Here is a 12,748-nt window from a genome sequence, read left to right as displayed (position 1 = left end):
TCGTGGGCCGATAGAGTGAAATAAGGGAGCCAGACGGGCATGTAATGCCTGTAGCGCCTGTTCCCAGATTTTGGCAGGGGATGGCATGTGACACCGCCTTTTATTTAAGGATGAAGAGCCCCATCATGGCACAATAGGGATTACGGCTGTAGTACTAGTATTTTTTTAAAAAATAAATCCTAGATTTATATCATAAAATCTTTATTAAAAATTTTTAAAGTTAAAAATAATCATCATGGATAATTAATAAAAAATAATACATAGTGGAAATAATAAGATGAAAATTAAAAAAGAAAATTATATTGAGGAAGCTATCTCTAATGTTCACACCAAGTATGATATTACACAGAAGAATGAGAAATTTGTTTATGAGATTCTTATTTCTATATTGAATTTTGTTGAATACTGTGTTGATGAAAAAGAAGAAATAACTAAAAAAGAGGGATATTGGCAAGGTTACTTTAATTCGTTGTTGATTCAACATCATATTAGTGGTTCGGATGATGCTTTAATTCATCAGGTAGAAAATTATATAGAAAATAGCATTGATAAACTATGTAGATATGCTGATGAATGCTATGTTCAAATATTGCGCAGAATTCTGATTAAACCATTATCAATGGGGTGGGATGCAACTTATGAAAATTTGAAGATTGTTCCGCTGAGTCATTCGGGAAAAGATCTTAAAGAGTCCGAAATAAATAACTACAAAGATATTGGTTGTTATCTAATCAGAAATGTTCCAAAATCAAAAAAACAAATGAAAAAAAATATTATTTCTTTTAAGTTTAAAAAAGATGCAAAAAAAATAATTTCTCTATATCGTTCTCAAATAAAAGAAAATAAAAAATCAAATAAATTTGTTACGTGAGGTAATTAACCTTATACCCAGAGATAACATTGTATTGTATGGTCTCCCCTGTTTTTGCAACCCTGATTTTGACGCATGTGGGCTTGCCTAAATCTATCTGACGTCTGTATGGGGAAAAGTACCCGCGCCACAATGAGTTCCGCACCCGGTAATCCTGAAAAAACTCACGGCTTCTATAAGCCATTTGTTTTTATCGGGCCGACTGGCCGTTCATGTCATCAATTATCAGTCTTCGCAAAACCAGTGAAGATCACGTTTAAACCCGTGTACAGACGCCAATTTCAGGCGTTAAATACCGTGTGTTGCGTTGTGATGGCCCAGGCTATCCGGGCGAGTTTATTAGCCAGAGCACAGGCGACGATATTAGAGTGCTTTCGTTCTAGTTGCTGCTTAATCCAGTCAGCCAGTTTTCCTGAACGATGTTCCAGATGTAGCATGAGTGAGCGGGCGCAGAGCACCAAGAGTTGCCGGAGTTTCTTGTTTCCCCGTTTGCTAATACCCAGCAAGGTATGCTTTCCTCCGGTACTGTACTGACGGGGAACCAAACCTGTTGAGGCCGCAAAATCCCGACTGTGTGCATATTGCTTTCCATCCCCCAGTTGTGGGGAAAGCATAGCTTTCATCAACGCCTGACTGATAAGTGTCGTATCTATCTCCATCGACATAGGCCATCCCACTACTCTGCCTTGTCTTTTGAATTCCGATATTGTGCTCTGTTATTTTGATTCTGCTATAGTTTTAACAGAAATCATCGACGTACTAGTAAAATTTTTCTAAAGTAATTATAGCCCGATAGTCTCCACTATTTTGTTTTCTTTGATAAAAATTTTTCATGTATTAGGAGTTTAACTCCTGACTTAAAACGAAACGCAGGTTATTTGGGGATACCTCTTATGAGAGTATACAGACACGCAGTATTGCCAATGGCTATTAGAATAGCTTTATTTTTTTCTGGCATGAGCGTTGATGCAATAGCGGCCTCATCATGCGGCTTTTCAAATACGAAGACCATCATTTCTGAAAATGAGACAGAACCCTGTAATTTATCAAATGGAGAAAATCTTACTATCAAGAAGAACGCATCGATTGATGTGCCTCAAGGAATAGACTTATCGGATCGCTACAGTCTGAAACACAGTGCGGTTAATGTTGGCGTTAACAATAACCTGGCACCAGTAATTTTAGTTGATAGAATTGAGAATGACGGAGTTTTGCAGGGAACTGGTGGCGTCACAGTAACTCACAGTGGTTCTGTTGGAAAGCTGCTTAATCGTGGAAGCATAAGTGGAACGACCGGGGCCATATGGGTCTCTGGTCAAATGAATATGCTAGATAATTATGGCCCAATCAAATCCAGTGATGATCCTAACTCATTTAATTCAATACTGATCCAGCAGGCGATTGACGCAAATAATAATAGTCAATATGGACGTGTAGATACCCTCCGGAATCAGAAGGAAGGATCGATTGATGGGATAACTGTTACAACTTCATCACTTAAGACTCTTGATAATTATGGAATATTGTCTCAGGAGAGTCATGTCCGCCCTACTCCCTCAACTTTTGGTATCGTATTTGGCAGTAATGTCGGCACTTTCAATAATTATGGCACCGTGACTGGCCCCAGCCACGGCGTTCTGATTCAGAATGGAGGATACCTCGAAAACCTGAATAATCACTCCGGGAGTAAAGGGATCACGGCTGACCAGGACGCTATTCAGGTCACCGGGCAAGGCATGGCTGAATTGGATGTTAATCCCCACATCAGGTCGTCCAAAATTAAACAGATTACTAATGCTTCCTCTATACGTGGAAAGCGAAATGGTATTTATATCGACGATAAAGGGGTTATTGATACTATCACGAATCTGGATGGAGGCGTGATCCAAGGGGATAAATTCGCTATCAATAATAAGGGAACCCTGACCAACGGCATTGATAATGCGGGCACGATTGACGGCAATGTCGAGCTTGGAAGCGCCAGCCTTTATCTGTCTGGCCCGAATGCAATCCTTAAAGGCGATGTCTCTGGGACAAAAGATTCGATTGTCACCATCGGGTCAAAAGACGGCATGACCAAAAATCTGAACCTGTCATTTACTCACAACATAAATGCCGGAACGGTCAGGATATTATTAGGAAACACGTTAAGCCTGGGTGACGGACACACAACAGGAAGCGTTTCCAGTGACATAAATAATTCAGGCAGCCTTCATTTCAACGGTAGCGATAAAACGACTTATCGCCACATCATAAGCGGAATCGGCTCTATTCACCAGGTGGGTAGCGGCACGACCATTTTGACGGGGGCAAACACCTATACAGGCGAGACAAAAATCGACTCAGGGACTTTGCAACTCGGCGATAACGGGACGACGGGAAGCATTGATAACACGTCCAAGGCGACAATCGGGCAAAAAGGGATACTGGCCTTTGACCATAACAACAATATTACCTTTTCTAAAAACATCTCTGGTGCAGGCGGCGTAGAGCATGTTGGCAAAGGCACGACCATTCTGAGTGGTCAGAATACGTATACAGGAACGACGCATGTTAAAGCCGGTACATTACAGTTTAATACCCGGAATAATGGGCCGGACACCCGCTTAATCTCCATCGGGTCTGAAGGCACTCTGGCACTGGATCTGAATGGAACAAGCCGTTTTGACGGCGTGATTTCCGGTAGTGGTCATATCAGGAAGATTGGCGCTGGCACCACAACGCTAAATTCGGATTCTTCTGCTTTTACAGGATCAACGCGTGTTGGGGCGGGAGATTTTATCGTTGACGGTAAACTGGGCACAACAACTTCGACCTTTAATGTGAAAAGTGGGGGGGCTGTTGGGGGTATCGGCATCATCGGCGGCACCACAACCATTGAAAACGGCGGCCACCTTGTCGGCAAGCAGGGTGATACCCTGACATTTGGCCATGATCTTATTCTTGGCCATAGTGCAAATGTCGGTGTTTCACTTGGGGCGAAGGAGACTTCTGTGCCTGCGTTATTTGATGTCCGTGGCGATCTGACACTGGCAGGAACGCTTAAAATCACCGATCTTGGCGGTTTCTCAGCGGGTGAATACGATATCTTCAATTATAACGGCACTTTAACAAACAATGGAATGACGCTTACTGGCGGAGAACCAGAGGCACTCTCTCTCGATACGAACAGGGACAAAAAAGTTTATCTCACCAATACTGGCGGCATGATCCTGAACTATTGGGATGGGGGGAACGCCAGCAAACATAACAATGGTACTATTGATGGTGGTCATGGCGTCTGGCAGGTCGGTGGAGAGAATAATTGGACGTCAAAAGCAGGGCGACCGAATGCCAGTTGGAGCAATACAGACCAGTTTGCCATCTTCTCCGGCACCGCAGGAAAGGTGCAGGTAGATAATAGCGGTGGTCAGGTCACCGTCAATGGCATGCAGTTTAGCACCGATGGTTACACCCTCACTGGCGCTCCACTGATTTTAAAAAATGATAACACAGGTAGCACTAAAATCCGTGTCGGAACAGGCAATAAATCAATGGCTGGTAGTATTGCCACGATTGAGTCAAACTTAACGGGTTCGGCTACGCTTGAGACAACGGATTACGGTAAGCTGGTTTTGAAGGGTGAGAATGATTACACCGGTGGTACAAAGATCACACGAGGTATTCTTCAGATAGGTGATGGCAGCACCAAAGGCAGTATCTCTGGCAATATCGTCACAGGAAGTGAAGGTATTCTTATCTTTGATCGTTCAGATAATGTGACCTTTGGTGGCAATATCACTGGTGAAGGAAAACTTGTTCAAAACGGTGAAGGAACCCTTGTTCTGGCTGGCGCTAATAATCATACAGGCATGACAGAAGTACCGAGGGGTATATTTCGTCAGGGCAAAGAGGGCGCTTTCAGCCCAACCTCGCCTTATACAGTCGGGCAACATGGTACACTTGATATGGGCGGATTTAATGCGACAATTTCCGCCTTGAATAACAGTGGCAGAGTGTTAGTTGGCGGAGATAACAAAACCGTTGGGCGTACACTGGCTATCGCGGGTGATTACAAGGGAAATAACGGCACTGTAACTTTATCAACGGTGTTGGGCGGAGATCACTCAAAGACTGACAAACTTGTGATAAAGGGCAACACATCGGGTTCAACTCATCTCGTGATCAAGAATGCCGGAGGAAATGGTGCGCCGACGAATGAAGGTATCAAAGTTGTTGATGTAAAAGGTACATCAAACGGAACTTTCACTTTAGTTGGTGATTATAGTTATAGGGGTGAACCAGCCATTGTAGTAGGTGCTTATGCCTACCGTCTTTATAAGAATGGCACCGACAATTCAGATGAAAACTGGTATCTGCGCTCATCGTTGGCTAGTTCAAAGCCCAGTCCAGAGCCTGTACCGAAACCAACGCAACACTATCAGGCCGGAGTTAGCGTTTACGAAGCTTATGGACAAATGTTGCAGACTCTGAATGCGCCAGAGTCCCTGCGTGACCGCACCGGAGGACGTAAGGATCGGGTGCCTAGCATAAATGAGTTCAGAAACCCCGCTGGTGAAGGCAGCACAGACGATAGTACAAGCCAAATTGGGGTGTGGGGGCGAATGACAGCCTCTTATGGCAAATTGTCGCCACGTGTCTCTACATCCGGTGCAGATGCGACCACCTATAACATGGTTCGTGCTCAGGTTGGCATGGACAGACGTTTTTATGAAAATAACCAGGGTTCAGTCACTGGCGGTATTTTCCTGCAATATTCGAATATTGACGCAAACGTCGGCTCTGTCCATGGTGAAGGTCACATTCGTGCAAATGGTTATACGCTGGGTACGACAAGTACGTGGTACGGCAAGAATAAGTTTTATTTGGATGGCTTAGCCCAGATGACCTACTTTGACAACGACCTGCATTCAAAGACTGTCGGCCAGCCTTTGGGAAATAGTAAATCCGCTCTGGGGTATGCATTGAGTCTGGAAGCAGGACAAGGGCTTGACTTGAATCAGGCATGGTCATTGACCCCACAAGCACAACTGGTGTTCTCTTCCATAGATATGAATGGGTTCCATGATCCGTTTGGAGCCAAAATCCATTTTGACCGAAGCGAGAGTATGAAATTTCGCGTAGGCACGACGATAGACTATCGGCAAAAGTGGCACGATGATTTGAGTCATTTATATGGGTTTTTCAATATTAATCAGGAGGTCTTGGGTCATAATGACTTGACCAACGTTGCCGATGTTGCCTTTATCAGTGGTAATGACCGCATTTGGGGGGACATGGGTGCAGGAGGTTCCTACAGTTGGGATAATGGAAAATCTTCCGTCTATGGTCAGGCTTCAGCCAACACCAGCCTGAATAATTTTACAGACAGCTACGAGCTGAAGGCCAAAATCGGCATAAAGGTAATGTGGTGATTAAATTAGTACCACTGCAACTAACAGAAAACCGTGGGAATGATGCCCGTATAATCCCACGGTAACAATTTCCATAGTATCTGATTGCAAAATAGGGCGCTTATCCTTCGTGAGACCACGCTACCAGACAAACAAAAAAGTCGTTGTAATCGATTGAGCCACCAAAATCCTCAAAAGCCGCACAATAAGTTCTCCCTAGTATCGGAGTTCCCGAACTGGGTTGTATCGAACCTTCACTCCAACTGTTATCAAGATGACTACTTTCAGGACAGTCAACAGTGCATACAAGTTTTCCATCTGTTCCCATATATTGAAATGATTTACCATCATATTTATTTATCTCGCTATCTCCATCGTCTGGTTTTGTCCAGTCGGCATAAATTTCTTTTGTATCTTCATCGTATATTTTCACTGTATAACCATAGCCTGCTTCTGTCATAAAAAAATACGAAATATACCACCCACTTTTTACATCAATAAATTTAAGTGTTTTCGTTGCCATTATTAATATCTCCTTAATTTTTTCCCATGATATATTTTATGCTTCCGACATGATTATTCGCTGCAACCCTTATAATACAATTTCCTCCCACTTTACCTTTCAGGTTTATTTTGAACTGCCCATATTCATCTGTAGTCATTGATTGTATCGTTTCGGGATCTGAACCAATTTCTAACACACTCTTTATGTTTATGGCCTGCTCTATTTTATAAGAGATGGCTGTGTTTTTAATTTGTTCAGATGTCTTTTTGTCGTGTATCTGGATTGTAAGTATTACGTATTCGTCACCGATTAGCTGATATCCGGTTATTGTTAACGTTGCTTCAAGATATGAAGGAAAAGGTGGGAAAGCTGATTTTTTAATTGTGACGTGGTTAGTTGCAGATGACGCAGGATTTCCTGTCCAATCGGTAATAGTATATAAAATATCATAGCTACCGAGAGGAATCATAGAAAATGGTATTATTATTTCATAATTTGGAAAATGGATATTCTCCTCTGTGATATAAAATGGTTCTGACGATACATCTCCATTCAGATGAACAATGATATAATCACCAATATGAGCGTTTTCATATCGGTTTACTATTACCACCAATACGGATTGACTTAGTTCTGATTCATCAATAATACCATTGTTACTCTGTGGCAAAAAAGGCACTGTCAGGTTATTGTTTATAGACATGCAATCACCTCTAGGCAAATGATCCTTTTTGATAGAAAGTGGCTGCTGCTAATAATAACTATTAGCAGGCCACACATTTTGGTTAGTTAAGGAGCTACTGTACCGAGGCTTCTGATAAAAAGTTTCGATTTCTGATTCTGGGCAATCCGGCAGTAATCTATCGCGATAGTTCCGTCAACATCATCATCTGATGAGTCATACCCCATCAGTTTATCGGGCGTTATGAGAGCCTTATAATAACCATCTATTATGTCTCCCGATTTTACGGTGTAATTTTTAACGACCACAATCGGTAAAGGACGTGCTATTTCTGAGAGGGTATCGACGCAGTATGAGATATAGGCTTTAATCGTAATCATGTCACCTGGGGCGATTGTGTGATCCAGATTCTTGGGATCAGATAGCAGCCGAATCTCAATTCCTTTTGTACCGATGCTGTTGATATTGACTGCCTGATATATGCCAATAAATTGATCGAACTGGTCATATACTTCAGGCGCAACCAGAGTCCGGTTTTTATCATTGGGGTCTGGGCTGTTATTGCCGCCGCTATCATAACTTATGTAATTAGGCTTAGATCCTAGTGCGTTGCCTCTTTGGTTAAGTGCAACATAGCTGATAAAATTATCACCATCGTATAGATTGCCGTAATCGGCTGACAATTTATAATGCCCGCTATGTTCACGCTCTAACTGCCCAAAGCATAGCTGCTTCTTATAAATGTCTTTTTCATCGTCGGTCACAAAACCGATGATGAAATCACCGGATTTGGCCCCCGGATAACTCGGGATCATGAAATGGAAATTATCCGTTTGATCCTCTCTTGTTAAAGTAGAAGACGAATATGTTTCCTCAATGACTGGCGGTTCAAAACTACTGGATGTACTAATCGTAACAGTATTAATAAATATGGTTTGTTTTTGATTGTATTCTATCTCGCTGAAGATCGTCTCAATCCCGACGAACTGACTGATACCTTGAGTGGCGTATATTTTTAGGTTAACAGCAGCGTTTGATGATTTTTTAACTAGGTAGTAATAGTATTTTTTTTCCAGATCAATATCATATGGTGGAATTTCAACCTGGTCCACTGTGAATATTCGTAAGGGGGTCGTTGCACGAAGCGGAATATCATAGTTTGAAATTGGAACACCCTGTTTTGTCGTCGGATTGATTGACGCCGAAACGAACGGGTTGCTTGTCCTTGGGGGGGGACCTGTGAAGCTGACGGGGGTTGGGTCGTACAAATAAGCCTCTGCTCCTCTCAGTACACAAGTATGTGGTTTCAGGTCTGGGTTATCAACAGTGTGATAGGTTACTTCCGTATTGGGGTTGCCCGTCGTATTTGCGGTAAACTTGATTGTCTGATCGCCGCCGCTTTCGTCGGCCTGGAATATCAGTTGCTGGGAAAACACCCCCCTAACAACTACGCCGGGGAATGTCTTTATTAGTTTCACACCCGATGAATGAGAAGCGACACTGACCGTTGCTTTTTGTAAATCATTTCCGGTTGCACCATTTATCGAAACAACCACACTGAATGGTTGTCCTTTGATAATATTTTTGCCAGTTGTAGGAACTGTCGTGATGTTCGCCATTATATTATCCTTTCAACGTGTAAAGTTTATTCTTAGCTGAAACCACATCCTGTCGGTGTGGTCAACAGCAGGTTTTGGCTCTGTTTCGAAAGTATTAAGACGGTGTCTAAATATGTATAATTTTCTCTTGTTTCAATAGAATTAAATTTCGTATAGCGTTGATATTAAATGATATTAACCTAACTAAGTGTAATTTAATTATATATAAAAAGACCCCGAAATAATAATGGAAATGACAGCATTTATATTTAGGACTTTTCGTGCATGCCTTTAGAGCGAAATTAATATCGCTTTATGGGAAGGCTATTTTTACTGAGATTTGCAAGCAAGATTACATTCAAACAAATAAGTGTCAATACATGTATAATAAAAAATATTATTATATTAAAAACCTCTCAATACTACCTCTAATATACTTCTCATCATCGTAAAATTGAGTAAAATAAAAACAATGTAATTCCTGAACAGATAATTATGTCAGGACTATTCCTTATGCGGTCACATATCCAACCCGTTGATGGTTGTATATATAGCAGAATCAAAATAACAGGGCACAATATCGGAATTCAAAAGACAAGGCAGAGTAGTGGGATGGGTTACCGTTTGGATTTCCGCAAGAAAGTACCGGAGTACAAAAACAAGCATTCGTTGACTTTCGGACAAACGAGTGCCCAATTTGATATTGCTATTTGCACACTGTTTGGAGAGCATAAAAATGTGTGGTCACCCCCATTTTTGCAACATTAATTTTGATGCATGTTGGGCTTGCGTAAATTTATCCGGCGTCAATATGGGCAGGAATGCCCGCGCCCCAATGAGTTCCGCGCCTGATGTGCCTAAAAAAGTGTTCGGCTTCAAAGAGCCATTTTTATGCTTAGGTTATCATCAGGCCGTCTGGCCGTTCATGTCATCAATAATCAGTCTTCGCAAAACCTGATGGGTAAACTGTTTAAGCGTTTAAATTAACGATAAAGTGGCTGTTTTAAGGGAATTTTATCCTTATCTTTCAAACACGGTTTGTCTTGTGGTTATGGCCCAGGCTATACGCGCTAATTTATTCGCGAGTGCACAGGCCACAATATTCGAATGTTTTCGTTCAAGTTGAATTCTGACCCAATCCGCTAAGCGCCCGGATTGGTGGTTAATACGTTGTATAAAAACACGGGCGCATTGAACTAATGCGCTGCCGGAGCTTCTTGTCTCCCCGCTTGCTGATACCGAGCAGGGTATTTTTTCCTCCCGTGTTGTATTGACGAGGAACCAAACCCGTTGAGGCGGCGAAATCCCGGCTGCGGGCATAGTGTTTTCCATCACCCAGCTGAGAGGATAACATACTGGCCGTTATGGGGCCGATACCCGGAATAGTCATCAGACATTTTCCTGTATCATCCCTGCTCAATTCTTGTTTCAATTCACTCTCAAGCTCAGTTATTTGCGCAACCAGATAGAGGTAATGGGTATGCAAGCGCATAAGTAACTGAGTTAAATAAGGCGGAAGTTCATGCTCGGCAAGCACTTGGGAAAGCCGGTTTATCACCGCTATCCCTGTCGGCATACTGATACCAAATTCCAGTAAAAAAGCCTGCATTTGATTGGTCGTTTTAACCTTATCTCTGACCAGTGACTCCCTGACCGATGTAATGCACGCATTGCTTATTGAGATTCAGTTCTGGGCTGAACAACACGCATTGAAGGACGTGAGGCCGCTTCACAGATGGCTTCGGCATCAATAAAATCATTTTTGTTACTTTTGACGAAGGGGCGGACAAACTGTGGCGAAATCAATTTTGCCTCATGCCCCAAATCAGCAATCCGTCTTGCCATGAAATGCGCCCCAGCGTAGGCCTCCATAACAACGGTTGCCGGGGGACAATTAGCTAAAAAGTCCATCAATTTGGTGCGGGTAAATTTTTTATGTAAAAGCGCCTTACCCGATTTGTCCTGGCAGTGAATATGAAAGGTATATTTGCCGAGATCGATACCAATAAGTGCGGTGTTGTTCATGATGATGGCCTCTCAATAAAAAATCTCACACTGTCAACTTACGCCTACTGAGTGAGGGTGACCATCCCATTAAGTCTGGGGCACTCTGTTCAGTCGGCGATAGAATGAGCAACCAAACGTACTTATCGGGCATCTCATCATGAAAACCTACGTTGTGAAAGTGGCCCTTCGGGGTATCAGTCCTATGGTCTGGCGCCGATTCAGACTATCAGGCGAGACTTCTTTAGCCGCTTTTCACTATCTCATTCAGATCGCTCAGGGATGGCAGGATGATCACCTTCACCAATTCCGTATTTATGGTAAAAATTACGGTATTTCCTACTCTGACGGGATTGCATTTCCTGATAACCCTTACAAAATCGCGCTGGATGACTTTGAATTTGATGCCGGTGACCGTTTTACCTACGAGTATAACTTTTTCGAGCACTGGCTTCACGACATCCGTATTGAAGCTGTTCTCGCTAATTCTGACCTGAAGTCTCCTTTTTGTTTGGCCGGAAACAGAATACCCGGGGCGACGTTAGCCGATGAAACCGCTAAAACGGGGTTCTTTAACCCTAGCCCCGATTGTTCCCTCACTCCCTCTCAGCCCTTGCTACATCTCGCTTTCAACGGATAGATTGATTTCTGCATTAATCAGTAATAACTCGATAACATTTTGAATGTTAATGCTTTTATCCTTGCTGCAAAATTCATATTTTCCTAAGAAACTCAAATATGCTCTCCTGACACTAACGAAAATAAGACAAGTTTTACATCATAATAAAAAACCTTATTTCAATCTAAAAAATATTAGACCACAATAAAACATGGAATTACATTTCACATTAATTAAAATGTGTTGATTATCACATTTCAATGTAATTGAATACTTCCATTTCATTTGGTAATGAGCATTAAAACAGAAGAAAAAACAAATGTTCAAAATAACACAACAACAACATAACCATTTGTTTTTAACTTAAAATAATCAGAATAAAATATGGTTATCACGCTAATTTTTTTAAAATCCCGTTTATTGGTTATTTTTCAGGACAAAATTCAAGAGTAAAGTCACATTTTTAATAACAAATGATATATCATTCAGTTTACGATCGCTTTCTCACTACAAGCAGAATGTATAAAAATACGCTTTACTGTCATTAATCAATGGAATAAAAATAACCATGTTTCACAATAATAAAGGGCATAATATGAGTAAAATGGATAATCTGGAGTTTAGAATATTACAACTTCTCAGGAAAAATCCTTTTCTCGCCCAAAAAGAAATCGCTGATATTATTGGCGTTAGTCGTTCAAGCGTCGCAGGATATATCCTTAACCTACAAAGAAAAGGGCATATCAAAGGAAAAGGATACATTTTTTCCAGTGGAAATTATGCCGTAACGGTGGGTGCGTCCAACATGGATATTACCAGCTTTGCTTCGACTGAATTATTAAAGAAAGATTCCAACCCAGGGAAAACAAAATATACGTTAGGCGGTGTTGCTCGAAATGTTGCGCATAACATTGCCGCGTTAAAGAATGACAGTTATTTAATTTCTGTTTTTGGTGATGATTCTAATGGAAAAAGACTGTTTAGAGAAACCAGGTTAGCCGGTGTTGATCTTAGCCATTCTCATAAACTAAATGATGAAAGAACTTCAATTTATCATTCAATAGTTGATAGTCATG

8 protein-coding genes and 2 pseudogenes are annotated in these 12,748 nt (G+C 41.7%); 5 read left to right on the top strand and 5 right to left on the bottom strand.

Going from position 1 to position 12,748, the window contains the following annotated elements; translation table 11 throughout:
- The first annotated feature begins 277 nt into the window (after positions 1–277).
- Entirely contained in the window at positions 278–871 is a 594-nt protein-coding gene (locus tag PSI23_RS18805) for a hypothetical protein (protein ID WP_273556510.1), read from the top strand.
- A gap of 281 nt (positions 872–1,152) precedes the next feature.
- Here the strand turns inward: PSI23_RS18805 and PSI23_RS18800 are convergent.
- Positions 1,153–1,488, bottom strand: a pseudogene (locus PSI23_RS18800) (transposase); the annotation flags it as partial.
- 276 nt (positions 1,489–1,764) lie between these two features.
- On the opposite strand from PSI23_RS18800, the gene PSI23_RS18795 reads away from it, so the two are divergent.
- A complete protein-coding gene (locus PSI23_RS18795; protein ID WP_273556509.1) occupies positions 1,765–6,285 on the top strand; it encodes an autotransporter outer membrane beta-barrel domain-containing protein in 4,521 nt (1,506 codons plus the stop codon).
- Positions 6,286–6,385: 100 nt separating this feature from the next.
- On the opposite strand, the gene PSI23_RS18790 is transcribed toward PSI23_RS18795, so the two are convergent.
- The 3 genes from PSI23_RS18790 to PSI23_RS18780 form a co-directional block, all read right to left on the bottom strand.
- The gene (locus PSI23_RS18790; RefSeq protein WP_273556508.1) at positions 6,386–6,787 is read right to left on the bottom strand and encodes a hypothetical protein; all 402 of its coding nucleotides are present in this window, start codon (positions 6,785–6,787) and stop codon (positions 6,386–6,388) included.
- A 13-nt stretch (positions 6,788–6,800) separates the two neighbouring features.
- Positions 6,801–7,472: a hypothetical protein gene (locus tag PSI23_RS18785; RefSeq protein ID WP_273556507.1), complete on the bottom strand. Its 672-nt coding sequence runs from the start codon at positions 7,470–7,472 to the stop codon at positions 6,801–6,803.
- A gap of 86 nt (positions 7,473–7,558) precedes the next feature.
- The gene (locus PSI23_RS18780; RefSeq protein ID WP_273556506.1) at positions 7,559–9,070 is read right to left on the bottom strand and encodes a hypothetical protein; all 1,512 of its coding nucleotides are present in this window, start codon (positions 9,068–9,070) and stop codon (positions 7,559–7,561) included.
- 492 nt (positions 9,071–9,562) lie between these two features.
- Between PSI23_RS18780 and PSI23_RS18775 the strand changes: the two genes are divergently transcribed.
- Positions 9,563–9,817 carry a hypothetical protein gene (locus tag PSI23_RS18775; protein WP_273556505.1) on the top strand — a complete coding sequence of 85 codons (255 nt, stop codon included), beginning with the start codon at positions 9,563–9,565 and terminating at the stop codon, positions 9,815–9,817.
- A gap of 252 nt (positions 9,818–10,069) precedes the next feature.
- Here PSI23_RS18775 and PSI23_RS18770 read toward each other — a convergent pair.
- Positions 10,070–11,074, bottom strand: a pseudogene (locus PSI23_RS18770) (IS110 family RNA-guided transposase).
- A 139-nt stretch (positions 11,075–11,213) separates the two neighbouring features.
- Here PSI23_RS18770 and PSI23_RS18765 point away from each other — a divergent pair.
- Together PSI23_RS18765 and PSI23_RS18760 are read left to right on the top strand one after the other, a co-directional pair.
- Entirely contained in the window at positions 11,214–11,693 is a 480-nt protein-coding gene (locus PSI23_RS18765; RefSeq protein WP_273556504.1) for a plasmid pRiA4b ORF-3 family protein, read from the top strand.
- Between the two features lie 574 nt (positions 11,694–12,267).
- Positions 12,268–12,748: PfkB family carbohydrate kinase (locus PSI23_RS18760; protein WP_273556503.1), on the top strand; the 481-nt coding region annotated here is incomplete at its 3' end.

The organism is Xenorhabdus yunnanensis, assembly GCF_028598805.1.
Taxonomy (GTDB): domain Bacteria; phylum Pseudomonadota; class Gammaproteobacteria; order Enterobacterales; family Enterobacteriaceae; genus Xenorhabdus; species Xenorhabdus yunnanensis.
Note: the sequence above shows the minus strand (reverse complement) of the source record. Positions and strands in the feature narration are given on the sequence as shown.

What these genes read in the sequence shown, in the direction of transcription:
- PSI23_RS18805 (WP_273556510.1), top strand. Translation starts at nt 278, where the DNA reads ATGAAAATTAAAAAAGAAAATTATATTGAGGAAGCTATCTCTAATGTT.
- PSI23_RS18795 (WP_273556509.1), top strand. Translation starts at nt 1,765, where the DNA reads ATGAGAGTATACAGACACGCAGTATTGCCAATGGCTATTAGAATAGCT.
- PSI23_RS18790 (WP_273556508.1), bottom strand. Translation starts at nt 6,787, where the DNA reads ATGGCAACGAAAACACTTAAATTTATTGATGTAAAAAGTGGGTGGTAT.
- PSI23_RS18785 (WP_273556507.1), bottom strand. Translation starts at nt 7,472, where the DNA reads ATGTCTATAAACAATAACCTGACAGTGCCTTTTTTGCCACAGAGTAAC.
- PSI23_RS18780 (WP_273556506.1), bottom strand. Translation starts at nt 9,070, where the DNA reads ATGGCGAACATCACGACAGTTCCTACAACTGGCAAAAATATTATCAAA.
- PSI23_RS18775 (WP_273556505.1), top strand. Translation starts at nt 9,563, where the DNA reads ATGCGGTCACATATCCAACCCGTTGATGGTTGTATATATAGCAGAATC.
- PSI23_RS18765 (WP_273556504.1), top strand. Translation starts at nt 11,214, where the DNA reads ATGAAAACCTACGTTGTGAAAGTGGCCCTTCGGGGTATCAGTCCTATG.